At 73.2% G+C, this 24,272-nt stretch carries 24 protein-coding genes and 1 pseudogene; 16 read left to right on the top strand and 9 right to left on the bottom strand.

Features of this window, described 5'->3' with window-relative positions:
* Positions 1 to 13 precede the first annotated feature (13 nt).
* Entirely contained in the window at positions 14 to 1,930 is a 1,917-nt protein-coding gene (locus AC1VWI_RS37705; protein ID WP_499515521.1) for a M48 family metallopeptidase, read from the top strand.
* Positions 1,931 to 1,949: 19 nt separating this feature from the next.
* Here AC1VWI_RS37705 and AC1VWI_RS37700 read toward each other — a convergent pair whose 3' ends face one another.
* Positions 1,950 to 3,344 carry a C39 family peptidase gene (locus AC1VWI_RS37700; protein ID WP_499515520.1) on the bottom strand — a complete coding sequence of 465 codons (1,395 nt, stop codon included), beginning with the start codon at positions 3,342 to 3,344 and terminating at the stop codon, positions 1,950 to 1,952.
* A gap of 292 nt (positions 3,345 to 3,636) precedes the next feature.
* Here AC1VWI_RS37700 and AC1VWI_RS37695 point away from each other — a divergent pair, with 292 nt between their 5' ends.
* Together AC1VWI_RS37695 and AC1VWI_RS37690 are read left to right on the top strand one after the other, a co-directional pair.
* Entirely contained in the window at positions 3,637 to 4,809 is a 1,173-nt protein-coding gene (locus AC1VWI_RS37695) for a sialidase family protein (protein WP_499515519.1), read from the top strand.
* Positions 4,810 to 4,846: 37 nt separating this feature from the next.
* Complete coding sequence (locus AC1VWI_RS37690) at positions 4,847 to 5,116, top strand: chaplin (RefSeq protein ID WP_499515518.1); 270 nt, start codon at positions 4,847 to 4,849, stop codon at positions 5,114 to 5,116.
* A gap of 78 nt (positions 5,117 to 5,194) precedes the next feature.
* Here the strand turns inward: AC1VWI_RS37690 and AC1VWI_RS37685 are convergent, their stop codons facing one another.
* The 3 genes from AC1VWI_RS37685 to AC1VWI_RS37675 are packed head-to-tail and all read right to left on the bottom strand — an operon-like array spanning position 5,195 to position 8,480.
* Entirely contained in the window at positions 5,195 to 6,274 is a 1,080-nt protein-coding gene (locus tag AC1VWI_RS37685; protein ID WP_499515517.1) for a threonine aldolase family protein, read from the bottom strand.
* Positions 6,271 to 7,035 (bottom strand): SDR family oxidoreductase, encoded by a 765-nt coding sequence (locus tag AC1VWI_RS37680; RefSeq protein ID WP_499517009.1) that lies wholly within the window; start codon positions 7,033 to 7,035, stop codon positions 6,271 to 6,273. Before AC1VWI_RS37680 ends, AC1VWI_RS37685 begins: the two co-directional genes overlap by 4 nt.
* A 26-nt stretch (positions 7,036 to 7,061) precedes the next feature.
* The gene (locus AC1VWI_RS37675) at positions 7,062 to 8,480 is read right to left on the bottom strand and encodes a DUF6421 family protein (RefSeq protein ID WP_499515516.1); all 1,419 of its coding nucleotides are present in this window, start codon (positions 8,478 to 8,480) and stop codon (positions 7,062 to 7,064) included.
* A 228-nt stretch (positions 8,481 to 8,708) separates the two neighbouring features.
* Between AC1VWI_RS37675 and AC1VWI_RS37670 the strand changes: the two genes are divergently transcribed.
* From AC1VWI_RS37670 to AC1VWI_RS37655, 4 genes are all read left to right on the top strand, one after another.
* Positions 8,709 to 9,404 carry a glycerophosphodiester phosphodiesterase gene (locus tag AC1VWI_RS37670; RefSeq protein WP_499515515.1) on the top strand — a complete coding sequence of 232 codons (696 nt, stop codon included), beginning with the start codon at positions 8,709 to 8,711 and terminating at the stop codon, positions 9,402 to 9,404.
* 99 nt (positions 9,405 to 9,503) lie between these two features.
* Positions 9,504 to 10,415, top strand: a complete 912-nt coding sequence (locus AC1VWI_RS37665; RefSeq protein WP_499515514.1) for an ABC transporter substrate-binding protein — start codon at positions 9,504 to 9,506, stop codon at positions 10,413 to 10,415.
* Entirely contained in the window at positions 10,412 to 11,287 is an 876-nt protein-coding gene (locus AC1VWI_RS37660) for an amino acid ABC transporter permease (protein WP_499515513.1), read from the top strand. The genes AC1VWI_RS37665 and AC1VWI_RS37660 overlap by 4 nt, the downstream gene beginning before the upstream one ends.
* Entirely contained in the window at positions 11,284 to 12,036 is a 753-nt protein-coding gene (locus tag AC1VWI_RS37655; RefSeq protein ID WP_499515512.1) for an amino acid ABC transporter ATP-binding protein, read from the top strand. The genes AC1VWI_RS37660 and AC1VWI_RS37655 overlap by 4 nt, the downstream gene beginning before the upstream one ends.
* Before the next feature lie 8 nt (positions 12,037 to 12,044).
* On the opposite strand, the gene AC1VWI_RS37650 is transcribed toward AC1VWI_RS37655, so the two are convergent.
* Positions 12,045 to 12,590, bottom strand: coding sequence for a GNAT family N-acetyltransferase (locus AC1VWI_RS37650; protein WP_499515511.1), 546 nt, complete (start codon positions 12,588 to 12,590; stop codon positions 12,045 to 12,047).
* Between the two features lie 40 nt (positions 12,591 to 12,630).
* Positions 12,631 to 13,467, bottom strand: a complete 837-nt coding sequence (locus tag AC1VWI_RS37645; RefSeq protein WP_499515510.1) for a hypothetical protein — start codon at positions 13,465 to 13,467, stop codon at positions 12,631 to 12,633.
* Positions 13,468 to 13,540: 73 nt separating this feature from the next.
* On the opposite strand from AC1VWI_RS37645, the gene AC1VWI_RS37640 reads away from it, so the two are divergent.
* Positions 13,541 to 13,927 (top strand): VOC family protein, encoded by a 387-nt coding sequence (locus tag AC1VWI_RS37640; RefSeq protein WP_499515509.1) that lies wholly within the window; start codon positions 13,541 to 13,543, stop codon positions 13,925 to 13,927.
* Positions 13,928 to 13,937: 10 nt separating this feature from the next.
* Here AC1VWI_RS37640 and AC1VWI_RS37635 read toward each other — a convergent pair.
* Together AC1VWI_RS37635 and AC1VWI_RS37630 are read right to left on the bottom strand one after the other, a co-directional pair.
* Positions 13,938 to 15,076 (bottom strand): annotated as a pseudogene (locus AC1VWI_RS37635) (CaiB/BaiF CoA transferase family protein).
* On the bottom strand, positions 15,073 to 16,545 hold the full coding sequence (locus AC1VWI_RS37630; protein ID WP_499515508.1) for an aminotransferase-like domain-containing protein: 1,473 nt from the start codon (positions 16,543 to 16,545) through the stop codon (positions 15,073 to 15,075). The pseudogene AC1VWI_RS37635 and the gene AC1VWI_RS37630 overlap by 4 nt, the downstream one beginning before the upstream one ends.
* Here AC1VWI_RS37630 and AC1VWI_RS37625 point away from each other — a divergent pair.
* The 7 genes from AC1VWI_RS37625 to AC1VWI_RS37595 all read left to right on the top strand — a co-directional run bounded on the left by AC1VWI_RS37625 (position 16,544) and on the right by AC1VWI_RS37595 (position 22,087).
* Complete coding sequence (locus tag AC1VWI_RS37625) at positions 16,544 to 17,449, top strand: DMT family transporter (RefSeq protein ID WP_499515507.1); 906 nt, start codon at positions 16,544 to 16,546, stop codon at positions 17,447 to 17,449. The genes AC1VWI_RS37630 and AC1VWI_RS37625 overlap by 2 nt on opposite strands.
* Positions 17,450 to 17,549: 100 nt before the next feature.
* On the top strand, positions 17,550 to 18,149 hold the full coding sequence (locus AC1VWI_RS37620) for a DUF5134 domain-containing protein (RefSeq protein WP_499515506.1): 600 nt from the start codon (positions 17,550 to 17,552) through the stop codon (positions 18,147 to 18,149).
* A 72-nt stretch (positions 18,150 to 18,221) separates the two neighbouring features.
* Positions 18,222 to 19,160, top strand: a complete 939-nt coding sequence (locus AC1VWI_RS37615; RefSeq protein WP_499515505.1) for a M56 family metallopeptidase — start codon at positions 18,222 to 18,224, stop codon at positions 19,158 to 19,160.
* 10 nt (positions 19,161 to 19,170) lie between these two features.
* Entirely contained in the window at positions 19,171 to 19,881 is a 711-nt protein-coding gene (locus AC1VWI_RS37610) for a phosphatase PAP2 family protein (RefSeq protein ID WP_499515504.1), read from the top strand.
* A 103-nt stretch (positions 19,882 to 19,984) separates the two neighbouring features.
* Positions 19,985 to 20,518, top strand: coding sequence for an SMI1/KNR4 family protein (locus tag AC1VWI_RS37605; RefSeq protein WP_499515503.1), 534 nt, complete (start codon positions 19,985 to 19,987; stop codon positions 20,516 to 20,518).
* Positions 20,519 to 20,585: 67 nt separating this feature from the next.
* A complete protein-coding gene (locus AC1VWI_RS37600; protein WP_499515502.1) occupies positions 20,586 to 21,281 on the top strand; it encodes an HAD family hydrolase in 696 nt (231 codons plus the stop codon).
* A 167-nt stretch (positions 21,282 to 21,448) separates the two neighbouring features.
* Entirely contained in the window at positions 21,449 to 22,087 is a 639-nt protein-coding gene (locus AC1VWI_RS37595) for a TetR/AcrR family transcriptional regulator (RefSeq protein ID WP_499515501.1), read from the top strand.
* On the opposite strand, the gene AC1VWI_RS37590 is transcribed toward AC1VWI_RS37595, so the two are convergent.
* A complete protein-coding gene (locus AC1VWI_RS37590) occupies positions 22,078 to 23,442 on the bottom strand; it encodes an LVIVD repeat-containing protein (RefSeq protein WP_499517008.1) in 1,365 nt (454 codons plus the stop codon). The two genes, AC1VWI_RS37595 and AC1VWI_RS37590, sit on opposite strands and share 10 nt — an antisense overlap.
* 112 nt (positions 23,443 to 23,554) lie before the next feature.
* Here AC1VWI_RS37590 and AC1VWI_RS37585 point away from each other — a divergent pair, with 112 nt between their 5' ends.
* Positions 23,555 to 24,232 (top strand): DUF305 domain-containing protein, encoded by a 678-nt coding sequence (locus AC1VWI_RS37585; protein ID WP_499515500.1) that lies wholly within the window; start codon positions 23,555 to 23,557, stop codon positions 24,230 to 24,232.
* The last annotated feature ends 40 nt before the right edge of the window (positions 24,233 to 24,272 follow it).

Below are 24,272 nucleotides of genomic sequence, written 5' to 3'. Positions count from 1 at the left end.
AGGGGGGTGACCGATGAGCGCGGTGTGGGCGTCGTTACGGGCGCTGTTGGCGATCGTGCTGCTGGCGGGTCTGGTCGTGCTGATCGGCGGGCTCGGGCTCGGCGTGCTGGGTCTGCTCGGCCTCTTCCTGCTCGCGGCCCGGGACGGTCACGCCGACCTCGCCATGCGCGGTGTCATCGTCGCGGCCGCCGCCGTCCCGCTGCTGCTGAGCATCGTCCAGGGGCTGGGCGCGATCACCCGGGCGGCGCCGCTGCGGGCGGACGCGGTACCGGTGTCGCGCGAAGAGGCCCCCGCGCTGTGGGAGTTGGCCACCGGCATCGCCTGGCAGGTCGGGGCGCGCCCGCCTGACGTGCTGCTGCTGACCGGGGACGTCAACGCGTCCGTGTCGGAGGACGGGGCGGCGCTCGGCCTGCTGTCCGGGCAGCGCCGGCTCCACCTGGGCCTGCCCCTGCTGGCGAGCCTCACCCACGCGGAGCTGAGGGCCGTGCTGGCCCACGAGTTCGGCCACTTCTCCCACCGTCACACGCGCTTCGGGGCCGTCGCGTACCGGTGCGACGCCGCCCTGGCCACGACCCTCGGCCAGCGGAACACCGGGACGAGGTGGTTCTCCCTCCCGCACCTCGTGGTGCGCGGCTCCGTACGGCTGTACGCGCTGGTCTTCCGGTGGCTCACCTTCGCGGTACGACGCCGCCAGGAGCTGGAGGCGGACCGCACGGCCGCGCGCCTGGCCGGGCGCGAGGTGACGGCGTCGGCGCTGCGCGCGACGCACGGCACCGCGGTGGCGTGGCGGAGGTTCCAGCAGGAGTGGCTCGATCCGGCCGCCCTGGTGGGGATGCACCCCGACAACCCCTACCTGGCGTTCCGTTCGCTCCTCGGCGAGCTGGGCGTCCGGCGTGTACCGGTGGACGACGACCGCGTCCGCTCGCACCGGCGCGACTCGCACCCGCCGCTCGGTCTCAGGCTGCGCCGTCTGCGGGAGCTCGACGCCCCGCCCGGGGAGGACGACGGGAGCGGCGCGCTCCGGCTGCTCCCCGGGGACGTGGGACGTGTGCTCGGGGAACTGCGCGGTCCACTGGCCCACAGCCGGACGACCGTCCCGTGGGAGCGCTGGATCGAGCTCTCCGCCAACCGCGTGGCGGGCACGCGTGCCTGGGACCTCCTGCGTGCCGCGTCGCGCGCGACCGGGGAGCGGCTTCCGGGGCTGGACACCGTGCTGCGCCTGCTCGCCGACGACGGACCGGGCGCGCTGGCCCGGGAGTTCGACGGCACCAACGAGGAGCTGGCGCAGTCGCTGCACGCGCTGGTGGGCCACACCTTGCTCCGGGAGGGGCGGGCCGCCTGGGTCCCCCTGTGGGGCGGGAGCACCCGTCTGGTCTGCGACGGCCTGGCCGACGACGGGCTGCGCGTGCTCGTCACGGAGGCGCTCTCCGAGCCGCCCCAACTCGACCGGCTGCGGCTCCACCTCACGCTCCTGGACGTGGACCCCGACCGCTCGGGACCGCCCGATCCGGCGCATCCGTGGCTCGCGGAGGAACCGGGCGACGCGAAGGGCCCGTCGTTCCAAGGATGGCGGTTCACGACCGTGGTGGACCCAGACGCGGAGCAGCAGAGGAAGCACCAGACCCGCGTCGGGTTCGTGACGGTCGGCGCCGCCGCCCTCGTCGGGATCGTCGTGGCGGTCGCCGGCGGCGGTGACGACACGACGCCGTCGCCCGGCGGGACGCCCTGCCACGTCGTCAACGGCACTCTGGAGTGCGGCCCGGGCCTGCCCGGCGCGACCGGCTACCAGCCGGCCCAGGACTGGCGGACGGCCTTCCCCTCGTACCGCCCGACCTACCCGGTCTACCCGACCCACCTGCCGAGCCTGCTGCCCGTCCCGAGCATCAGCTTCTCGCTGCGCCCGCTCGCACCCATACCCCCCGGCGGCTGACCGCGGCCGCAGGAGCCGGCTAGAGCACCCCGATCCGCTGCAGGGCCCGGGCCTGGCGGCCCGAGGGCCGCAGCGGCCAGTAGAGGTAGCAGACGCCGCCCGTGCCGCTGCGCAGCTGCCCGTCGGCGGTGTACCGCTTCGTCCTCAGCCAGATGGTCTCGAACTGCGACCGCTTGTAGACGCGGCGCACCGAGGCGTCGTCGGGGCTCGCGGGGTCGTTGGCGATGACGTCGCCGTCGGCGGTGAAGCCGATGACGCACATCAGGTGCCCGGAGGTCCCGTACCCCGCGCCGTCGAGTTCGGAGGCGAGGAAGGACTGGGACGTTATCACCGGGATGCCGGCCCTGATCAGCAGTTCGATGTCGTTCAGGCCGCGCAGCCGGGTGATGACGGCGACCATGTCGTGGTACGTGGCCGCGTAGGCCGCGTTGAACGGCCAGTTGCCGCAGCCCTCGTACTGGCTGTCGTAGGTGTAGCGGGCGGCGTGGTCGACCTGGGGGTCCACGTAGGAGGGGTCGACCCAGGCCAGGTCGGCGGCGGCCGGCTCGCGGCCCCAGTACTCGATGACCATCTGGGAGCCCGTCGGGCTGCACCAGGCCTCGCCACCGTTGTCGTACTGCGGGTACTGACCCTTGTGGATCTCCTGCGAGTAGCGCGGCACGGGCAGTTCGACCCCCCTTGCCACGCCCGGCACGGACGCCGGCACCGTGAAGCGGTCCGGGACGTCGGAGGCCATGGCGCCGAGCCGCCAGACGGTGGGGGTGACCCGGGAGCCGGGGGTGCGCAGCAGGGTGAGCCGCAGGCGGTACGAGGCGAGCCGCAGGCCCGAGGCGGGGTCGTCGACGGAGAGGGTGTCGGTCCAGACGCTGCTCCTGCCGTCGCTCTGGTCGTCGACGGAGGTGCGCTTGATGTCGGCGTCGCCCGAGGCCCAGCGGCCCATCACGTACCAGGGGGACCGGCTGCCGTCGGTGTACCTGGCGCCCAGCTCGACCTGGATCCAGGTGCCGGGTGGCGTGCGGGCGTTCCAGGAGGCGACGATCTCGGTCGCCGGGTGCCGCGGGGTGTGCTCGGGGGAGGTCCAGGTGGCGGTCTCCCACGTCGCGGTGATCCGGGTGTGCGGGTCGGTGTACTCCATCGTGCCGGTGGGCCGCAGGATCGCCACGCCGGGGCGGGGGCCGGGCACGACGCCGGTGCCGGAGCCCCGTCCGCGGTGCCAGTCGGCCCATCGCGTCCAGGCCCGGTAGTCCACGGCGGCCACGTCGCCGTCGTGGGCGCCCGGCCTGCCCACCACGTCGTCGGCAAGGTCGCAGTCGTCCGCGCCGGACGCGGCGAAGGCTCGCGGGGCGGTCGTCGCCGCGGCTGCCGCCGCGATGGCGGCTGCCAGCACCGTACGACGTGGGGTCGGTCGGGTCATGGCGGGTGTCCCCCTGTCATGGGCATGGACGACAGGTGCACAACTATCGCTCCACGCGGGCTCTTCGACCAGCGCCCCCGAAAGGATCCGGGCATATTCATTGGTCGATACCTCTGACACAGACAAAGACGGGACCCGGTAAACCGTCAAGCATATCCGCCGCCGTTTCGGCCTAATTCCTCATATTGAACTACCGGAAAGGCATCGAACGGAGTGTCATACGGCGACTCGGGCCGACCGGTGAGAATGTGGCGCCGCTGGCCGACCGCACGCCGCCCGGAGGAATCGCCCGATGACACTCGCCGCCGCCAGGGGCAGACGCACGCTGGCCGGCCTCGCCCTGCTGCTCACCGGGGCCGCCGGGTGGCAGGCGTCCGAGGGCGAGGCGGCCACACCACTCCCGGCCGCCTGCACGACGTCGGTGCCCTTCCGGTCCGGGACGCAGGGGTACCACACCTTCCGCATCCCGGCGGTCGTACGCATCGGCGGGACCACCGTCCTCGCCTTCGCCGAGGGGCGCCGCAACTCGGGGGCGGACGACGGTGACATCGACGTCGTGCTCCGGCGCTCCTACGACGGCGGCTGCACCTGGGAGCCGCTCCAGATGATCGCCGACGCCGGAACCGAGACCTTCGGCAACCCCGCCCCGGTGGTGGATCCCCGCACCGGGCGCGTCGTGCTGCTGATCTGCCGCGACACCGGCCCGGAACGGCTCGTCTACGAACTGCACAGCGACTCGGGCGGCCTGACCTGGTCCCCGCCCCGCGACATCACCTCCGAGGTCAAACCCGCCAACTGGCGCTGGTACGCGACAGGTCCGGGGCACGCCATCGCCCTGAGGAGCGGCCCGCACGCCGGACGCCTGCTGGCGCCCGCCAACCACACGTCCGTCCTCGCCGGCGTGACGATGCACGGCGCCCACGCGCTCTACAGCGACAACGGCGGCCAGGACTGGCACATCGGCTTCGTCCAGGCGCTCCCCGGCGACTGGCTGAACCTCAACGAGAGCACGATGGCCGAACTCCCCGGCGGCCGGGTCTACATCAACAGCCGTGACGACCGCGGGTTCTCCGCCCCCACCCGCGCCGACGCCTACAGCTCCGACGGCGGGCTCAGCGTGGACGGCATCTTCCGGCCGCAGGGCGCCCTGGAAGGTCCCGAGGTGCAGGGCAGCGTCCTGCACACCCGGGACGGGGCGCTGCTGTACTCGGGCCCGGCCGACCCCGCGAAACGCCGCAGGATGACCCTCCGGGTCAGCGGGGACCAGGGCGCCTCGTGGACGTCCGAACCCCCCGTCAGCGAACGTCCCGCGGCCTACTCCGACCTCGTCGAACTCGCCGACGGCACGGTCGGTCTGCTCTACGAGACCGGGATCACCTCCCCCTACGAGTCGTTGACGTTTGCCCGGTTGACGCAAGGCCCGAACGGGTGGATTCCCACATCCGGTGCCATCAGGGGTCGTTGATCAGGGTCCGCAGAGCGATCGTCCACAAGGAGAACGAATGATGCGCATCGCGAAGGCCGCGGCCCTGACCGCTGTCGCCGGCGCCACCGTGATGGGCGCCGCAGGCGCCGCCGGCGCGACCGACCACGGTCGCGGCTACGGCCACGGCGGTGCCTCGGCCCAGGCCGCCGCCGTCGGCTCGCCCGGTGTCGCCAGCGGCAACGTCATCCAGATCCCGGTCAGCGTGCCGATCAACCTGTGCGGCAACACCATCAACGCCATCGGGCTGCTCAACCCCGCGCTCGGCAACGTCTGCGTCAATTCGTGATCCGGTGCCCCCACGCGGGACACGGAAAGCACGGAGGGGCGCACGGGAAATCCCGTACGCCCCTCCGGCTTTTCGGATTCAGGCGGAATGGGCGGCCATTTCCTCGGCCAGCGCCGCCGCGAAGGAATCCACGTCCTCCTCGGTCGTGTCGAACGAGCACATCCAGCGGACCTCACCGGTCGACTCGTCCCAGAAGTAGAAGCGGTAGCGCTTCTGCAGCCGTTCGCTGACCTCACGCGGCAGCCGCGCGAAGACCGCGTTGGCCTGGACGGGGCGGACGACGGTGACGCCCTCGACGGCGCGGACGGCCGACTCCAGGCGCCGGGCCATCGCGTTGGCGTGACCGGCGCTGCGCAGCCACAGGTCACCGGCGAGCAGCGCCTCGAACTGCACCGAGACGAAGCGCATCTTGGAGGCGAGCTGCATGGACAGCTTCCGCAGGTGCTTCATCGCCCGCACCCGCTCCGGGTTCAGCACCACGACGCACTCGCCCAGCAGCAGCCCGTTCTTGGTGCCGCCGAAGGAGAGGACGTCCACGCCCGCGTCGGTGGTGAACTCCCGCAGCGGCACCCCGAGGGTGGCCGCGGCGTTGGCGATCCGCGAGCCGTCGAGGTGGACGGCGAGGCCCCGATCGTGGGCGTGGTCGCAGATCGCGCGGATCTCCTCGGGCGTGTAGCAGGTGCCCAGTTCGGTGGACTGCGTGATCGAGACGACCTGCGGCTGCGCGCGGTGCTCGTCGTCGAAGCCCCAGGCCTCCCGGTCGATCAGCTCGGGGGTGAGCTTGCCGTCCGGGGTGGGCACGGTGAGCAGCTTCAGGCCACCCATCCGTTCCGGGGCGCCGCCCTCGTCCACGTGGATGTGGGCGGAGGCGGCGCAGACGACCGCTCCCCAGCGCTCGGTCAGCGCCTGCAGGGCCACGACGTTCGCACCGGTGCCGTTGAAGACCGGGAAGGCCTCGGCCCGCGGGCCGAAGTGGCCGCGGAAGACCTCCTGCAGGTGGGCGGTGTAGTCGTCCTCGCCGTAGGCGACCTGGTGGCCGCCGTTGGCGAGGGCGATCGCCGCCAGCACCTCGGGATGGACGCCCGCGTAGTTGTCGCTGGCGAAGCCCCGGACGCGGGGGTCGTGGTGCCGGACCGCGTCGGTCGGGGGTGCGGTCACGGACGGGGTGTCAGCCACTGGCGGGTTCCGTTCACTTCTTCGGCGGGCCGGTTCCACACGTCCGCGATGGCGTCGGCCAGATCGGTCACATCGGTGAAGCCAGCGAACTTGGCGTTCGGGCGCTCCTTGCGCATCTGCTCGTGCACCAGGGCCTTGATCACCAGCACGGTGGCCGCGGCGGTCGGGGCGTGCTCCCCCGCGAGCTTGCGGAAGGAGTCTCCCATGGCCAGCGTCCACGCCTCGGCCGCGGCCTTGGCGGCGGCGTACGCGGCGTTGCCCGCGGTGGGCTGGGTGGCCCCGGCGGCGCTGATCAGCACGTAGCGTCCGGAGGGGCTGGAGAGCAGCCCGTCGTGGAAGGCGAGCGAGGTGTTCTGGACGGTGCGGATGAGGAGCTTCTCCAGGAAGTCCCAGTCCGCGAGGTCGGTCTCCTGGAAGGAGGCCGAGCCGCGCCAGCCGCCGACCAGGTGGACCATGCCGTCGATCCGGCCGTGCTCCTTCTCGATCCGGCCCGCCCACTCACGGGTGGCGTCCAGGTCGAGGAGGTCGACGATGTCCCCGGTGATCCCGGCGCCGCCCGCGTCGAAGCGGGCCAGGTCGACGGCCTCGGCGAGCCGCTCCGGGTTGGCGTCCGCGGCGATGACCCAGGCACCGGCACGGGCGAGCCGCTGCAGCGTCGCGCGTCCGGCGGGGCCGCCGGCCCCTGCCACCGCGATCACGGCTCCGGCCAGGGGTCCCCTGGCCGCCTCGTTGGCTTCCGTCATCTCCGCCGCCTCCTCGCCTGGATCGGTCACGCGGCCACCTGACCCGTGCCGCGGGCCGTGATGCCCTTGGTCGAGGCGATCACATCACGCAGCTTCTTGGCCAGGGCCTCGTAGAACATGCTGAGCGGAAATTCGTCCGGCAGCACGTCGTCCACGAGCTTCCGCGGCGGCTGGTCGAGGTCCAGGGCCTCCGGGCCCTTGGCCCAGACCGAACCGGGGTGCGGCGAGAGGTAGCCGGCGACGAGGTCGTAGGCGGCGAACCAGTGCACGAGCTTGGGGCGGTCGATGCCGTCCCGGTAGAGCTTCTCGATCTCGGCGCACAGCTGGTTGGTCACCTGCGGGGCGCGCTGCCAGTCGATGTGGAGCTTGTTGTCCGTCCAGCGTACGGCGTCGTGCTTGTGCAGGTACGCGAAGAGCAGCTGGCCGCCCAGACCGTCGTAGTTGCGGACGCGGTCTCCGGTCACCGGGAAGCGGAAGAGGCGGTCGAAGAGGATCGCGTACTGGACGTAGCGGCCCATGCCGTGGCCCTCGGCCTCCAGCTTCACGGCCTCCTTGAAGGTCGTGAGGTCGCAGCGCAGCTCCTCCAGGCCGTACATCCAGAACGGCTGCCGCTGCTTGATCATGAAGGGGTCGAAGGGCAGGTCGCCGTGGCTGTGCGTGCGGTCGTGGATCATGTCCCACAGCGTGAAGGTCTGCTGGCTGAGGTCCTGGTCCGCCAGCAGTTCCTCGGCGTCCTCGGGGAGCGAGAGACCGAGGGTGTCCACGGCGGCGCGGCTCACGGCGCGAAAGCGGGCGGCTTCCCGGTCGCAGAAGATGCCGCCCCAGGTGAAGCGCTCGGGCGCCTCGCGGACGGCGACGGTCTCGGGGAAGAGCACCGCGGAGTTCGTGTCGTACCCGGGGGTGAAGTCCTCGAAGGTGATCGGCACGAAGAGGGGGTTGTCGTAGCGGGTGCGCTCCAGCTCGGACAGCCACTGCGGCCAGACGACGCGCAGCGCGACGGCCTCCAGGTTGCGGTCCGGGTTGCCGTTCTGCGTGTACATCGGGAACACCACGAGGTGCTCCAGGCCGTCCTGGCGGTCGGCCGCGGGGTGGAAGGCCAGCAGCGAGTCGAGGAAGTCCGGCACCGCGAAGCCTCCCTCGGCCCAGCGGCGCAGGTCAACGACCAGGGCCTCGTGGTAGGCCTTGTCGTGCGGCACGAGCGGGGAGAGGTCCTCGACGGCGCGGACCACCCGGTCCAGGGCGCTCTCGACGGCGGCGCGCCCGGGCGCACCCTCCGCGGAGAAGTCGACCGAGCCGTCCTTGCTCTGCCAGGGACGGATCTCCTCCACCGCCTGCTTCAGGACCGCCCACGCCGGATGCCGGACAATGCCGCCGCCGGACACACCGGCCTCGCTGGTGGCTGTGCTGTCCATCGATGCCGCTGCCGGCGACAGAATTTCCGTCATGACCCCTCCTTCGCTGAAGAACCTCTTGTCGGCCCACCGTATATACGGCAGCTTCTCCCGTTCAAGTGGAGGCGGAGGAGATTCTTCCGCCGGAAGGGCCCCCGGCCGTGGATCTTCCTGCGGGCGGCCGCGCCGTTCATCCCGCGTTCGGCCCCGTGCCGCAAGGGGCCGCTAGGCTGCGGGCGTCCCGTCGATCACCCGCAGCACCCAGCACGGAAGCGATCCCCCTTGAGTTTTCTCACCGTCGGCCATCGCGGTGTCATGGGCGTCGAGCCCGAGAACACCCTCCGCTCCTTCGTCCGCGCCGAGCGCGAGGACATGGACCAGATCGAGCTCGACCTGCACCTCAGCAAGGACGGCGCCCTGATCGTCATGCACGACGTGAAGGTCGACCGCACCACGGACGGCTCCGGGCCGATCGGCGACCTCACCCTGGACGAGCTGCGCGAGCTGGACGCGGGCGCCGGTGAGCGGATCCCGGTGTTCGAGGAGGTCCTGGACGCGGTCACCAAGCCGATCCAGGCCGAGATCAAGGACGTCGCGGCGGCCCGCGTACTGGCCGAGGTGATGCGCGAGCGCGACCTGGTCGGGCGTGTCGACGTGCTGTCCTTCCACGACGAGGCGCTCGCCGAGATCCGCGAGTGCCTGCCCGACGTGCGCACCGTGCTGGTCGCCCAGGGCCCCATGGGCGCGGAGATCGTCACCCGGGCGCAGGCGGTCGGCGCGAAGCTCGTCAGCCTGAGCCTGCGGCGGATCAGCCTGGCACTGGTGCAGGAGTGCCACCGCGCGGGGATCTCGGTGATCGCCTGGACCGTGAACACCCCCGCCGACCTCGCGCTGGCAAGGGCCCTCGGCCTCGACGGCGTCGTCACCGACATGCCGGCGGTCAAGCGCGCGGTCGAGGGCGGCCTCACCGCCTGGTGACCCGCCCGCCCCGCAACACGCCCGACACAACCGTCCGGCATGCGGGATCCGGCCACGATGTCGTGGACATCCGGCGCCCGGCGGTGCCAATGTCCCGCCATGCGTACCGCATTCGCCCTCCGGGTTCCCGCGCGCCTCACCTCCGCCGCGGCGGTCCTCGTCCTCGGCCTCACCGCGGCGGCGTGCGCCCCGCAGGAGGACTCCGCCTCCGACGGCCCCTCGTCGCCCGCAGGCTCCGCCCCGGCCCCGGCCGGGGCGTCCTGCGCACCGGGCAAACTGGACACCCGTACCGCGGACGTCCTGACGATCGGCACCGACAACCCCGCCTACGCCCCCTGGTTCCAGGACAACGAGCCGGCCAACGGCAAGGGGTACGAGTCCGCGGTCGCCTACGCGGTGGCGAAGCGGCTGGGCTACGGCAAGGCCGCCGTCACCTGGCGGACGGTCGCCTTCAACAACGCCTTCGCCCCGGGCGCCAAGTCCTTCGACTTCGACATCAACCAGGTTTCCGTCACGGCGGACCGCCGGAAGGCCGTGGACTTCTCCTCCGGCTACTACGACGTCCGCCAGGCCGTCGTCGCCCTGAAGGACTCCCCGGCCGCGAACGCCACGGACGTCGCCGCGCTGAAGAAGGTCAAGCTGGGCGCCCAGGTCGGCACGACGAGCCTCGACCTCATCAACGACGAGATCGAGCCGGAGCGCACCGCGGCCGTCTACCAGAAGAACGACCTCGCCGTCGCCGCCCTCAAGAACGGCCAGGTGGACGCCATCGTCGTCGACCTGCCCACCGCCTTCTACATCACCTCCGCGGAACTGGACGACGCCAAGGTCGTCGGGCAGTTCGCGACCACCGCCGGCGCACAGGAGCAGTTCGGCCTCGTCCTGGACAAGGGCAGCCCGCTCACCGCCTGCGTCACCGAGGCGGTCGACGCCCTGCGGGCGGACGGCACGCTCGCGGAGCTGGAGCAGCAGTGGCTGTCCGACGCGGTCGGCGCACCGGTCCTCAAGTGACGCTCGGCGAGGAACTGCACAAGGACGCGTACACGCCGTCGCAGCGGCGCCTGGAGCGGGAGCGCCACCGGCGCGCCCGCACGCGCCGCGCGACGGCGATCGCCGCGACGAGCACCCTGGTCACGGCGGGGGTGCTCTGCCTGGGCATCACGGGCTCCCCCGGCTGGCCGCGGGTCCGGGAGACCTTCCTCAGCGGCCACTACGCGCGCCTCGCCCTGCCGAAGGTCCTCGACGGCCTGCTCCTCAACCTGCGGCTGCTGGTCGTCTGCGGCGCGATCGTGCTGGTCCTCGGCCTGCTGCTGGCCGTGGTCCGGACGCTGCGCGGTCCGGTGTTCTTCCCGCTCCGGGCACTGGCGGTCGCGTACGTCGACTTCTTCCGCGGCCTGCCGCTGATCATCTGCCTGCTGGCGGTGATCTACGGGGTCCCGGCGCTGCGCCTGCAAGGGGTGCCCACGAACCCGGTCGTGCTGGGCGGCGCGGGTCTGGTGCTCACCTACTCCGCCTACGTGGCCGAGGTCTTCCGGGCGGGCATCGAGAGCGTCCACCCGAGCCAGCGCGCCGCCGCCCGCTCGCTGGGGCTGAGCGGTGCGCAGACCCTCCGGCACGTGGTCCTGCCGCAGGCCGTGCGGCGTGTCGTGCCACCGCTCCTGAACGACCTGGTGTCCTTGCAGAAGGACACCGGCCTGGTCTCCATCGCCGGGGTGATCGACGCCGTCTACGCGGCGCAGATCATCACCAGCCAGACCTTCAACTACACGCCCTACGTCGTGGCCGGGCTGGTCTTCGTGGCCCTCACCATCCCCATGACCCGGTTCACCGACTGGGTCACCGCGCGCATGAACCGGCGCCAGTCGCAGGGAGGCACCGTATGACCGAGGCACCCGTCCTGCGGCTGGAGTCGGTCCGCAAGGGCTTCGGCGGCTCCCTCGTGCTGCGGGACGTGGATCTGGAGGTCCCGCAGCACACCGTCACCGCCCTGATCGGCGCGTCCGGCTCGGGGAAGTCCACGCTGCTGCGCTGCGCCAACCTCCTGGAGGAGGTCGACGACGGCGCGATCTTCCTGGACGGCGAGGAGATCACCCACCCACGGGCCGACCCGGACGCGGTCCGGCGGCGCATCGGCGTGGTCTTCCAGGCCTACAACCTCTTCCCGCACATGACGGTGCTGGACAACGTCACCCTGGCGCCGCGCCGCGTGCACGGCGCCCCTCGCCGCGACGCCGAGGCGCGGGCCCACGAGCTGCTCGGCCGCCTCGGGCTCGACGGCAAGGCGCGTGAGTACCCGGACCGGCTCAGCGGTGGGCAGCAGCAGCGGGTGGCGATCGTCCGGGCGCTGGCGGTCAGGCCCCGGCTGCTGCTGCTCGACGAGATCACCGCGGCGCTCGACCCCGAACTGGTCGGCGAGGTGCTGGGCGTCGTCCGGGACCTCAAAGAGGACGGCATGACCATGCTCATCGCCACGCACGAGATGGGCTTCGCCCGCGAGGTCGCCGACCAGGTCTGCTTCCTCGACGGCGGCGTGGTGCTCGAACGCGGCACGCCCGCCGACGTCTTCGGCGCGCCCGCGCACGAGCGCACCCGGCGTTTCCTGTCGCGGATCGTCGAGGCCGGGCGGCTCTGAGGCGGCCGTCAGCCGAGCTGCTTGACCAGCAGCTCGAAGGCGAGGTCGTCGCGCGTGGGCAGCCCGAACCGCGCGTCGCCGTACGGGAAGGGGCTGGTGCGGCCGGTCCGCGCGTAGCCCCGGCGCACGTACCAGGCGATCAGGTCCTCGCGCTGCGTGATCACCGTCATGTGCATCTCGTCCGCCGCCCACTCCTCGCGGGCCCGCCGCTCCGCCTCGGCGAGCACCAGCTTGCCCAGACCGCCGCCCTGCAGGGCCGGGCGCACGGCGAACATCCCGAAGTAGGCGTGACCGTCGCGGTTCTCCAGCTGGCAGCAGGCCACGACGACGCCGTCCGCCTCGACCGCGAGGATCAGGCTGCGCTCGCCGTCGATGACGGCCGCCACGCCCTCGGGATCGGTGCGCTGGCCCTCGAGCAGGTCCGCCTCCGTCGTCCATCCGGTGCGGCTGGCCTCGCCGCGGTACGCCGACTCGATCAGCGCGACCAGGACGGGGACGTCCTCACGGGTGGCGGTGCGGAAGACGGGACGGGCGACGGGCTGCGCGGTCTCCATGGCGGGGGTGTCCTCTCTGCGGCGGCGGCTCGTCCCGAGGCTAGCCGGTCGTGTCCGGAGGCGGCACGAAACCCCTGGCCCGCACGTGCCGCACGAACTCCTCGGGCGGCGCGCACCCGCGCCGGCGCACCCACTGCTCCCAGGCCAGGTCCCACGTCCAGGTGCCGTCGGTGGCCCGCCCGAGGCGGACGTACTCGTACGGCCCCTCGGAGAGCGGATCCGGAGCGGGGCTCCCGGCGATGACGAGGATCCGGCCCCCCGCAAGGTAGTCGGCGAGCGGCTCGCGCAGTTCCCCGGGCAGGCTCCCCGGGACGAGAAGCACCTGACGGCCCCTGCCGCGGCCGACGCGGGCGGGCGCGGCGGTACGGACGGGGTGGCCTTGGGCGGCCGGGTTGGCGGGCCACCGGCGCCCGGGCGCGGTGGGCACGAAGCGCTCCTCGCCCGTGGGCGGTTCCCCGGCCTCCAACGTGACGGCGAACCCGCCCTCCCTCAGACGGGCGGCCAGCAGCGCCGTCTCCGGCTCCGTTCCCCGCTCGCCCTCACCGGCGAGCGCGCGCAACCGGCCGCGGACCTCGGTGAGCGGCACGCCGAACACCTCCCGGACGGTCTTGAGCGCACGCGCGCCCGCGGCGCCGGGGAGCGGCTCGGCACGCAGCACCACCTCGCCGTGTGCGGCGACGAGGGCGGCACTGACGTACTCGGGGACCTCGCCGCGGCCGCACTCCGCCTCGGCGGACCCGCACGTCTCGCAGGCGCCCTCCACGCTCCAGTGCGCCACGCCGTCGATGACGCACACGCCGGCGTGGTAGCCGGCTTCGGCGCCGCAGCGGGTGCAGGTCCTGAACAGCGGGGCGATCGCGCCGGGGCCGTGGTCCATGCGGGGCAGCCTCGCGGACGCGGGGGCGCCGTGTCAGCCGGTTTTCCCGGCGGCGCGTGGGTAGCTTCGGGCCGTGACGAACGTACTGAGCAGCAGGATCCTGCTCCGGCCGACCGATCTCGAAAGGTCCCGCGCCTTCTACCGCGACGACCTGGGACTGGCGGTCTACCGCGAGTTCGGGCCGTGGGAGGAGCGCGGCACCGTGTTCTTCCTGGGCGGGGGCTTCCTCGAGGTCTCGGGGCACGCCGACGGGCCGCCCGCCCCCGGGCTCCAGTTGTGGCTCCAGGTCGAGGACGTGGCGGAGTGCCACCGCCGGTTCGCCGGGCGCGGGGTCCGGATCGTGCGGGAGCCCGTGAAGGAGCCCTGGGGGCTGATCGAGATGTGGATCGAGGACCCGGACTCCGTACGGATCTGCGTGGTGGAGGTCCCCGCGGACCACCCCCTGCGCTACCGGGGGTAGGGCTCCGCGGTCACGAGTCGAGCCAGGCCGTGATGGCGTCGGTGTGGTCGCCCAGTCGGGGCGGGCGGCGGTCGTAGCGGGGCGGTGTGCGGGAGAGGCCGATCGGGTTCGCCGTGACGTCCAGGGCGGGTCCGTCGCCGTGGAGCGTGGCGCGCGGGGCGAGCCCGAGCCGTTCGGCGAGGCCGAAGGCCTGGGCCAGGTCGTTGACCGGGCCGCAGGGCACCCCCAGCGGCGTCAGGCGGTCGAACCACTCGGCCGCGGCGCGCCCGCGCAGCGAGCGGCCGAGCCGCTCGGCGAGTTCGCCGGCGTGGGCGACGCGGTCGGCGTTGGAGGCGTAACGGGGGGGGCGCGGGCGAGCTCCGGTGCGTCCAGGCCCTCGCACAGCGCCGCGAACTGCCGGTCGTTGCCGACGGCGAGGACCAGGGGGCGGTCCGCGGCATGGAAGACCTCGCCCAGGATGCCCGGCACGACCCCCGCGAGGGTGTAGCCGCCCGCCTGGTTGACCAGGCTGGACAGCAGGCAGGAGAGCAGGTTGACCTCGACGTGCTGTCCCTCGCCGGTGGCGTCCCGGTGGCGCAGTGCGGCCAGCACGCCGATCGCCGCGTGCAGGCCGGTGAGGACGTCGACGAGGGCCACCCCGGCCTTGACCGGCTCCCCGGGGCCGGGCCCGGTGACGCTCATGAGGCCGCCGACGGCCTGGATCAGCAGGTCGTAACCGGGCAGGGCGGCGCCTTCGCCGGTGCCGAAGCCGGTGACGGAGCAGTAGACGACACCGGGGTTGAGGGACCGGGCCGCGTCGTAGCCGAGGCCGTACTTGTCCATGGTGCCGGGGCGGAAGTTCTCGAACAGGACGTCGGCGCGGCGCACCAGTTCCGCTGCCCGGCGGCGGTCCGTGGCGTCGCGCAGGTCGAGCGCGACCGACCGCTTGTTGCGGTTGACGGACAGGAAGTAGGTGGACTCCCCGTGCGCGTGGGGCGGCCCCCAGGCGCGGGTGTCGTCCCCGGTGTCCGGGTGCTCGACCTTGATGACGTCGGCGCCGAGGTCGGCCGGCAGCATCGTGGCGTAGGGCGCCGCCAGGACGCGCCCGAAGTCGGCGATCAGCACGCCGGACAGGGGTGCCGCCGGTGCGGGGAGGTCCTCGCCGGTCATCGGGCCACCCCGTCCGTGCCCACCCCGTCGACGCCGCTCTCGGCGCAGGCCGCGGCGAACCGGCGGACGCCCTCGGCGATCTCCTCGGTGCCGCTGGTGTCGGCGAAGCTGAGGCGGACGTACGGGGCCGGGGCCTCGGCGGCGAAGTAGGGGCGGCCGGGAGCGACGGCGGTGCCGGCGCGCAGCGAGGCGGCGGCGAGGGCGGACTCGTCCGTACCGTCCGGGAGCCGCAGCCAGAGCTGGTAGCCGCCGACCGGGACGCGGACGCGGGACACCAGGCCCGGCAGTTCGCGGTGGAGGGCGGCGAGCATCGCGTCACGGCGGTCGCGCAGGCCCGCGGAGACGGCACGCAGATGGCGGGGCCAGGCGGGGGCGCCGACGAGTTCGAGGGTGGCCTCCTGCAGGGGGCGCGGCACGAAGAAGCTGTCGACGATCTGGATGGCGCGCAGCCGCTCCATGACCGGGCCGCGGGCGACGAGGGCGCCGACGCGCAGGCTGGGCGAGGTGGGTTTGGTCAGCGAGGTGACGTGGACGACGGTGCCGTAGGGGTCGTCCACGACCAGGGGCGGCGGCGGTTCGGCGCCGTGACCGAGGCGCCGGGCGAAATCGTCCTCGACGAGGAAGGCCCCGGCGGCGTGGGCGATCTCGGTGATCCGCCGGCGGCGGTCGGCGGCGAGGACGGCGCCGGTGGGGTTCTGGAAGAGCGGCTGGCAGAAGAAGACCCGGGCGCCGGTGGCGGCGAAGGCGTCGGCGAGCAGGTCCGGGCGCACGCCGCCGTCGTCCATGGGGACCGGGACGGGACGCAGCCCGGCCGCGCGGGCGACCGCCATGGCGCCGGGGTACGTCGGCGACTCGACCAGCACCGGTGAACCGGGCGGGGCGAGCGCGCGCAGGGCGGTGGTGAGCGCGGCCTGGCCGCCCGCGGTGACCAGGACGTTGGCGGGGCCGAGGGTGCCGCCGGGGCCGCCGACCTCGCGCGCGAACCAGGCCCGTAGCGCGGTCAGTCCCTCCAGCGGTGGCATCTGCCAGGCGCCGGGGCGGCGGGCGGCGCGGGCGAGCGCGGCCCCCAGCGCCTGCTCGGGCTGGAGCGAGGGATGCAGATAACCGCCGTTGAAGGCGATCACCCCGGGCGGCGGGACGGCGAGGCTGGCGGTCACGCCTGAGGCGTCGACGACCCTGGGGGTGGAATCGCCGTGCTCCTCGACGGTGAGGGCCACCTGCTGCCAGGAGGTGTCGACCGGACGCGGGCCGTCGGCGACACGCTGGGCACGGTAGGCGCCCGCGCCGGGGCGGGTGACGACCAGGCCCTCGGAGGCGAGCGCGGCCAGGGCCCGGGAGACCGTGACCGGGCTGACGCCGAAGCGCTCGACGAGGACACGGCTCGACGGCAGCTTCTCGCCGGGTGAGTAGCGGTGGAGCTCATCTCTCAGGGTGTCCGCAACATTTCCTGAACTGCTACCGTTGGCCATGACAGCACACAATAGCGCTACCGTCGCCCCGCCGATAGCGGTCGGGAGCCGTACAGGTGGCACCGCGCTCGCCGGGCTGGGTGTCGCCGCCTTCTCGCTGACCTTTCCCGCGACACACTGGGCGCTCACCGGGCTCGGCCCCTGGTCCGCCACCACCGTCCGGGGTGTGCTGGCCGCTGCCGTGGCGGGCGCCTGTCTGGCCGCCGCGCGGGTGCCGCTGCCCGACCGCCGGCACTGGGCGGGGCTCGCGGTCGTGGCGCTCGGTGTCGTCCTCGGGTTCCCCCTGCTCACCACCCTGGCGCTGCGCACCACCGACACCTCGCACGCCGCCGTCGTCGTGGGCGCGCTGCCGCTGGTCACCGCCGTGCTGGCCGCCGTACGCGTCGGGACGCGTCCGTCGGTGCCCTTCTGGTCGGCCGCGGTCGCGGGCGGGGCGGTCGTGGTGTGCTTCGCCCTGTGGCAGGGCGGCGGCTCCCTGACCACGGGTGACCTCTTCCTCTTCGCTTCGCTGCTGGTCTGCGCCGCCGGTTACGTCGAGGGCGGACGGCTGGCCTCGGTCATGCCGGGCTGGCAGGTCATCGGGTGGGCGCTGGTCGGAGCGCTGCCCCTGACGGTGCCGGCGGCGGGGGTGGCGCTCGCGCTCGAGCCGGTGCACCTCGGCGGCCGGGCGGTGGCCGGGCTGCTCTGGGTCTCGGTGGTGTCCCAGTTCCTCGGGCTGATGGTCTGGTACCGGGGCATGGCGGCCATCGGCGTCGCGCGCGCCAGCCAGTTGCAACTGGCCCAGCCGTTGCTGACGCTGGTCTGGGCGGCCGCGCTGCTCGGCGAGGACCTGGGCGCGCTGACCGCGCCCGCGGCGCTGGCGGTCCTCGTCTGCGTGGCGGTCACCCAGCGGGCCCGCAGCTGAGGCCGGGGGCCCGGCCGCGCTCCCCCGGTACGCCCGTGCGCTGGAGTGTGCGCCGCCGGGTCCGGGCATCCTCCGGGGAGGAGCCGAAGGAGGGCCGCTCATGCACGGACCGCCGCTGGTGGCCTGGCTGCTCGTGGTGCTGGGCGCCGCCACGGGGGCCTACTGCCTGTTCCGCACCCGGCGCGGCTGCCCCGGCACCGGTCCCGACCAGCGTCGGGTGGCGCGTGCGGAGGCGCTGATGGGGATGGGCATGGCCGTGATGGCGGTGCCGGTGTCCGTCCTCGATCCGCCGCAGTGGGTCGCCGCGGCCTTCGGTCTGGTCTTCGGTGCGGCGGCGGTGCGCGCCCTGCTGCTGGCCCGGCACGACGCGCACCATCTGCACCATGCCGTCGGCGCGGGGGCGATGGTCTACATGGCGGTGGCCATGGCCGAGGCGGGCACCGCGGGTGCCGCCGGCGGCGCGGCCCACGCCGGTCACGCGCCCGCGGGCACGCCCGCGACGACCGGACTGCTGCTGGCGTACTTCGCGATATACGTCCTGGCGGCGGGCGTCCGACTGCTCGCGGTCCCCGTCACCGTCACGGCGGCCGGTGGGGCTCCGGCGGGTGGGGTCGTGCCGGTGGCGCACGCGCCCGAACTGGCCTCGGCGTGCCGCGTGTCCATGGCGATAGGGATGTTCGCCATGCTCCTGACGCTCTGACGGCAGTGAGGCGCGTCACTTTCCCCTCGAAGAACGTACCCGTGTGCGGTGACGCCCTCATAGTGTGGCGGCATGACCGTCCCGCTCGCGCTGCTCCTGCTCGGTGCGGTGGCGGCCGCCATGGCCCCACGGCTGCTCACCCGCGCCACCTGGCCCGAGCGGGAACCGGTGCTGGCCCTGTGGGTGTGGCAGTGCGTGATCGGCGCGGTCCTGCTGTGCCTGTTCCTGGCCATGGCCCTCAGCGCCTCCGCCACGTGGACCTGGCTGCGCGAGGGACTGTTCGCCTTCGCCCCCCATGACGTCGTCGACGCCTACGAGCTGCCCGGTTACGGGCCGTGGGCGGGTTATCTGGCGGTCCTGCTGGCCTGCGGCGGCATCTGGACGGCGGCCATGCTCGCCCGGGAGATCCGCAGGGCCGGCGCCCGGCAGCGGGCGCGCCGCGCCGAACTGCGGGCCCGCTCTCCGCGGCTGCCCGGTGAGGCCGCCGCCTCCGACGAGCGGCTGGTCGTCCTGGAGAGCGACCGCCCGGACGCCTGGTGGCTGACCGGCCCGCGGCCGCAACTGGTCATCACCACGGCTGCCCTGCGCCGCCTGAAGGGCCGTCAGCTGGACTCCGTCCTCGCCCACGAGCAGGGCCACGCGCGGGCCCGGCACGACGTCCTCCTGCACAGCGCCGGCGCGCTGGCCTCGGGCTTCCCGCAGGTGCCGGTCTTCGCCGCGTTCCGCGACCAGGTGCACCGGCTCGTCGAACTCGCCGCCGACGACATCGCCTCACGCCGCTTCGGGCGGCTCACCACCGCCCTGGCCCTGGTCGAACTCAACGAGGACCGCGGCGTTTTCGGCCCCTGCCCGGCACCGGACGCGCAGGTCCCGGTCCGCGTCAACCGGCTGCTGGACCCCGCGCCGCGGCTCACCCGCCTCGGCCGCGCCCGCGCGTCCGCGTGCGCGCTGCTGATCCCGGTCGTGCCGTTGCTCGTGGCCTTCGGCCCCGGAATCGGGGCGCTCACGTAGCCTCGGCTGCATGCACGCCCCTCCCGCACCGTCCGACGTCCGGGACCCCGACCGTGCCCTGCGCACCGCGTGCCTGAGCCAGTGCGCGGCGGCCTGCGCCGCCTTCCTGCTGCTGCTCGGGCTCGTCGTGGCGCGCTGGGGGCCGCTGCTGGCCGCCGACCGCGGCATCGCCGTGGAGCTGCACGCCGTGGCGGTGCGGCACTCCGGTTGGACCCGGCTCAACCGCGTCCTCACCGACTGGGTCTGGGATCCGCTGACGATGCGTCTGCTGCTGCTCGCGGCCGTGGTGTGGCTGCTCGTACGGCGCGAGAACCGCCAGGCCCTGTGGCTGGTGCTGGCCGGCACCCTGGGCTGGGTCCTCCAGCAGTCCGCCAAGGCCCTCGTCGGCCGGGAGCGCCCGCGCTGGCCGGACCCCGTCGACTCGGCGGCTTACGCGGCGTTCCCCTCCGGCCACGCGATGACCGCCGCGCTCGTCTGCGGCGCCCTGCTGTGGCTGCTGCTGCTCCGCCTGCCGGCCCGCTCCCCGTGGCGCGTGGCCGCCTGCGCCGTCGCCTTCGTGTCCGTCGCCGGTGTCGGCTTCACCCGCGTCTACCTCGGCGTCCACTGGCCCTCCGACGTCCTGGGCGGCTGGCTGCTCGCGGCGGCCGTCCTCACCGGTACGGCAGCGCTCTGCGAACCGTGGCGGACGGGCGCCGCGGAGCAGGAGCGCACGTCCTCGTGACCCCGCCGGTCGGGGCCGGGAGTTGTGCGGGTCCAGGGGAGATCGAGGCACCCGGGCGGCTGCCCTGCCAGGCTGTCGCTACCAGCTGGTATCCATGTGCGGCATGGACACCGAACACGCCTCCCCCGAGGACCTCGCCGCGCTCCGCGCGGCCTTCGACGTCGACGACGGCGGCGCGTCGGCGCTCGGCTGGGAGGCCGTCCACGCCTTCGAGGCGCGGCACGGGGTGGTACTGCCCGAGCCTTACCGGACGTTCGTCGCCGAGATCACCGACGGCTCCTTCCAGGGGCCTCCGGACTTCGGGCTCGTGGGCCTGGAGGAGTTGCCGGACGACTGGGGCGACGACCCGGCCGGACGCGACCTCGGCCGCCCCTTCCCCCTGACGTCGGCATGGATCTGGGAGGACGACGACCGGCCCGAGGAGGAACTCGCGCCGCTGCGCGCCCAGGTGTTCGACCACGGCTCGATCGTGCTCGGCACGGACGGCTGCGGCATGAACTGGCACCTCGTCGTCACCGGTCCGCAGCGCGGCCGGGTGTGGCACGTCACCGGCGAGGGCGCCTGCCCGTTCGATGCGGGGTTCGCCGGGTGGGTCGGGCACTGGGCCGCCGGGAAGCCCTGGTTCGGCGCCTCCTGACCGGGACGCGGCCCGCACCGGGCTCCGGGGTGTTGCCCGCGAAGCCGGGGCGGGGAGGATGGCAGTCATGACCATCAAGGGATGCATGTTCGACTTCTCCGGGACCCTGCTGCGGGCCGAACCCGCCCGGCGCTGGCTGGGCGCGGTGCTGGAGCGGCTGGGGATCACCCTCGGCGAGACCGAGCTGGCGGCGTACGCGGAGCGCCTGGAGCGGGCCGGCGGGCTCCCGGGCGGAGCGGCGCCGGAGCGGGTGCCGCCACGGCTGGAGCGGCTGTGGCAGGAGCGGGACCTGTCGGCGGAGCACCACCGCGCGGCGTTCACCGCGCTGGCGCGGGAGGTGGAGCTGCCGTGGGAGGAGGCCTACGGGGCCCTGTACGACCGGCACATGGAGCCCGCCGCCTGGTCACCGTACCCGGACGCGAGGGAGGTGCTCGAGGAGTTGCGGCGCCGGGGCGTGCCGGTGGCGGTGGTGAGCAACATCGGGTGGGACCTGCGGCCGGTGTTCCGCGCGCACGGTCTGGAAGGGCTGGTGGACGTCTTCGTCCTGAGCTTCGAGCACGGCGTCCAGAAACCGGACCCACGGCTGTTCGGCATCGCGTGCGAGGGGCTGGGGCTGCCGCCGGAGCGCGTCGCGATGGTCGGGGACGACCGGCGGGCGGACGGCGGGGCGGCGGCGCTGGGCTGCACGGTGCACCTGGTGGACCACCTGCCGGTGGAGCAGCGGCCGTCGGGGCTGCTGCCGGTGCTGGACCTGACCGCGTGACGGGGATGTGAGGGCGCCGGGCCGGGCGGCGCGGAAGTGCGGTACCCGGCGGTCCCCCGCGCCGCCGGGTACGTGCACCTCACCCCCGTGACCCGCATGAGCATGCCACTCACGCACGGTCAGCCCTGAGTATATTGGCTCCGAGCCAGTCAACGCAGGAGTAAAGCATGTCCCCTCGGCGACCGTCGGTCAATGAAGCGATGCGCCGGCGTTCACGGGAACGTCTGCTGCAGGCGACGGTCGAACTGGTGGAGGAACGCGGGTTCGAGGCCACGACGCTCGGGGACATCGCCGACCGCGCGGGTTCGGCGCGCGGTCTGGTGTCGTACTACTTCCCCGGCAAGCGGCTGCTGCTGCAGGCGGCGGCCCACCGGCTGATGCACACCGAGCTGGCCGCGGCGCTGGAGCGGGAACCCGGGCCCGCCGACGGCCGCGAGGTGCTGGCCCGGGCGATCGACGCCGTCCTGGCGCTGCCCGTGCGGCATCCCGTCGTCATGCGGGCGCACATGGCCGGCATCCTCCAGGCGTCCGGGTTCAGCGAGTGCGAGGAGCGGCAGCGCCTGGCCGAGTTGCTGCTGGGCGCCGTCCGGGCGTGGGGCTCGGCGGACCCCGAGCAGGACTACCGGATGCTGCGGGCCCTGCTCATGGGCGGGGTGTTCGCGCAGTTGATCCCGGGCGCGGCGATGCCGCTGCCGCGGCTGCGGGCCGACATGTTCCAGCGCTACGGCCTGCCCTGGGAACTCGGCGTTCCGCCGGGCGACCTGCCGCCCGGCGGAACGCCGTTGCCCGGGACCGCTCAGCGGTAGTCGGGCTGGGTCTGGACGTTGAGCTCGGCGAGCCGGATGCCCCGGGCGCTGTCGGTGCGCTTGTCGGAGATCTTCAGGACGTCGAAGCCCTTGGCGATGTCGTTCGAGTAGATGTAGCCGTTGTAGTAGTAGGCGCTCCAGGAGCCCCCGAGGGTCAGGGTGTCGGTCGAGATGGGCCCGCGCTCGAAGTAGCCGATCTCCTTGGGGCGCGCGGAGTCGGTGAAGTCCCACACGGAGACGCCGCCCTGGTACCAGGCCTGGACCATGATGTCGCGACCCTTGGCGGGGATGAGCGAGCCGTTGTGGGCGACGCAGTTCTCGGTGTCGGCCTGGTGACGCGGGATCTTGTAGTAGTTCCGGAAGACCAGCTTGGACTTGCCGTGCTTGCGGACGATGTCGTAGATGCCGTCGGCACCGCGCTGCGGACCGATCGCGGTGTTGCACTCGGCGCCGCCGCCACCGCCCAGCTCGTCGGTGAAGACGACCTTGGTGCCGCGCTCGTTGAAGGTCGCCGAGTGCCAGAACGAGAAGTTGACGTTGTCCTGGACGCGGTCGAGGACCTTCGGGCGCTCGGGGTCGGAGATGTCCATCAGGATGCCGTCGCCCATGCAGGCGCCGGCCGCGAGCCCCAGCTTCGGGAACGCGGTGATGTCGTGGCAGCCGGTGGTCTCACTGACCCGGGCCTGGGTGTCGGTGGGCGGGACGCCCGGGTTGCCGCCGTCCGGGAAGAGGACCGGGAAGGCCGTCACGGCCGCCTTCTCCGGGTGGCTGCGCGGGATCTTCACCACGGAGATGCCGTCGTGCGGCGGCTGGCAGTCCGGGAAGGTGGCGCTGGGCGAGTAGGAGGACACGTAGACGAACAGGTCACGCTTGGCCGGTACGAGGGTGTGGGTGTGGGAACCGCAGGCGGTCTCCACGGCCGCGACGTAGCGCGGGTTGGCCTTGTCGCTGATGTCGAAGACCTTGACGCCCTCCCACGAGGACTTCTCGGCCGCGGACTGGCTCGTGCTCGCGCAGGAGCTGTCCGAGCGCGAGGAGTCGGTGGACAGGACCAGCAGGTTCCCGGAGACCGATATGTCGTTCTGGGATCCGGGGCACAGGACCTGGCTGACCATCTTGGGGCTGGTGGGACGGCTGATGTCCCAGATGACGAAGCCGTCGTAGTTGCCCGCGAAGGCGTATCTGCCCTGGAACGCCAGGTCGGTGTTGAATCCCCCGAGGGATTGCTTGGGTATGTTGACCAGGTGCTGAACGTTGGCGCTCGTGACGACCTCGTCGACACCCGGGATGCTCCCGTCGGCCGTGGCGGGGGCCGGAACCGCCAGTCCGAGCAGCGTGACGGCCGCGGCCGCCAGGGCCGCCAGTCGTCCGGGGCGAGCGAGGGCTGTACGTAAGCGCTTCACCGCGTCCTCCTAGTTTCCGTTCGCGGTTGAACTTCATGCGGACCCCGGCAGTATGGCCCTTCTCATGTGCGCGTCAAAAGATGACAATGCACTGGTGTTTTCTTCGTATCGTGTTGCGACGCTGTCCGCGCTGGCCCTCACCGCCTCCTTAGTCCTCGCCCTGACCAGCTGCGACGGGGGTTCCGGAAGCGGTTCCGCGTCCGCCGCGCCCTCGGTCATCGCGCCGGGAGCGCCGGGCGAGAAGGCCACCACCCTCTCCCCGGAGGAGGCGGCGAAGGCCCTGCCCGACGACTCCCCGAACCCGGCGGACCTCACCTATGTGACGAACATGATCGCCCACCACCAGCAGGCGCTTGTCATGACCGCCCTCGCGGGCACCCGCGCCTCGGACGAGAAGGTCCGCGGACTCGCCGCGCGCATCGACGCCGCGCAGGGCCCGGAGATCGACACCATGCAGGCCTGGCTCAAGACCAACGGCGGCTCCCACGCCACCGCTCACGACCATGACCACGCCGCGATGCCCGGGATGGCCACCGCGGCCCAGCTGGCGGCGCTGCACGAGGCGCGCGGCGCGGAGTTCGACCGGCAGTTCCTCCGCCTGATGACCGCCCACCACCGCGGCGCGGTGACGATGGCCACCGACGTGCTCACGCACGGCCGCAACGTCCTGGTCGCCGAGTGGGCGAACGAGGTGATCGCCCAGCAGAGCGCCGAGATCGCCCGGATGCGCGCCATGGGCTGACATCCCGGACCGCGACACGCTCCGGCGCCCTCCCCCCGGT

The organism is Streptomyces sp. TOM-9 (genome assembly GCF_056858595.1).
The sequence above is the reverse complement of the archived record's forward strand: the minus strand, read 5'-3'. Positions and strand labels throughout refer to the sequence as shown.

Bases quoted from the DNA above. Each gene is read 5' to 3' on its own strand.
- AC1VWI_RS37705 (WP_499515521.1), top strand. From the start codon at position 14: ATGAGCGCGGTGTGGGCGTCGTTACGGGCGCTGTTGGCGATCGTGCTG.
- AC1VWI_RS37700 (WP_499515520.1), bottom strand. From the start codon at position 3,344: ATGACCCGACCGACCCCACGTCGTACGGTGCTGGCAGCCGCCATCGCG.
- AC1VWI_RS37695 (WP_499515519.1), top strand. From the start codon at position 3,637: ATGACACTCGCCGCCGCCAGGGGCAGACGCACGCTGGCCGGCCTCGCC.
- AC1VWI_RS37690 (WP_499515518.1), top strand. From the start codon at position 4,847: ATGATGCGCATCGCGAAGGCCGCGGCCCTGACCGCTGTCGCCGGCGCC.
- AC1VWI_RS37680 (WP_499517009.1), bottom strand. From the start codon at position 7,035: ATGACGGAAGCCAACGAGGCGGCCAGGGGACCCCTGGCCGGAGCCGTG.
- AC1VWI_RS37675 (WP_499515516.1), bottom strand. From the start codon at position 8,480: ATGACGGAAATTCTGTCGCCGGCAGCGGCATCGATGGACAGCACAGCC.
- AC1VWI_RS37665 (WP_499515514.1), top strand. From the start codon at position 9,504: ATGCGTACCGCATTCGCCCTCCGGGTTCCCGCGCGCCTCACCTCCGCC.
- AC1VWI_RS37655 (WP_499515512.1), top strand. From the start codon at position 11,284: ATGACCGAGGCACCCGTCCTGCGGCTGGAGTCGGTCCGCAAGGGCTTC.
- AC1VWI_RS37650 (WP_499515511.1), bottom strand. From the start codon at position 12,590: ATGGAGACCGCGCAGCCCGTCGCCCGTCCCGTCTTCCGCACCGCCACC.
- AC1VWI_RS37645 (WP_499515510.1), bottom strand. From the start codon at position 13,467: ATGGACCACGGCCCCGGCGCGATCGCCCCGCTGTTCAGGACCTGCACC.
- AC1VWI_RS37625 (WP_499515507.1), top strand. From the start codon at position 16,544: ATGACAGCACACAATAGCGCTACCGTCGCCCCGCCGATAGCGGTCGGG.
- AC1VWI_RS37630 (WP_499515508.1), bottom strand. From the start codon at position 16,545: ATGGCCAACGGTAGCAGTTCAGGAAATGTTGCGGACACCCTGAGAGAT.
- AC1VWI_RS37620 (WP_499515506.1), top strand. From the start codon at position 17,550: ATGCACGGACCGCCGCTGGTGGCCTGGCTGCTCGTGGTGCTGGGCGCC.
- AC1VWI_RS37615 (WP_499515505.1), top strand. From the start codon at position 18,222: ATGACCGTCCCGCTCGCGCTGCTCCTGCTCGGTGCGGTGGCGGCCGCC.
- AC1VWI_RS37610 (WP_499515504.1), top strand. From the start codon at position 19,171: ATGCACGCCCCTCCCGCACCGTCCGACGTCCGGGACCCCGACCGTGCC.
- AC1VWI_RS37605 (WP_499515503.1), top strand. From the start codon at position 19,985: ATGGACACCGAACACGCCTCCCCCGAGGACCTCGCCGCGCTCCGCGCG.
- AC1VWI_RS37600 (WP_499515502.1), top strand. From the start codon at position 20,586: ATGACCATCAAGGGATGCATGTTCGACTTCTCCGGGACCCTGCTGCGG.
- AC1VWI_RS37595 (WP_499515501.1), top strand. From the start codon at position 21,449: ATGTCCCCTCGGCGACCGTCGGTCAATGAAGCGATGCGCCGGCGTTCA.
- AC1VWI_RS37585 (WP_499515500.1), top strand. From the start codon at position 23,555: ATGTGCGCGTCAAAAGATGACAATGCACTGGTGTTTTCTTCGTATCGT.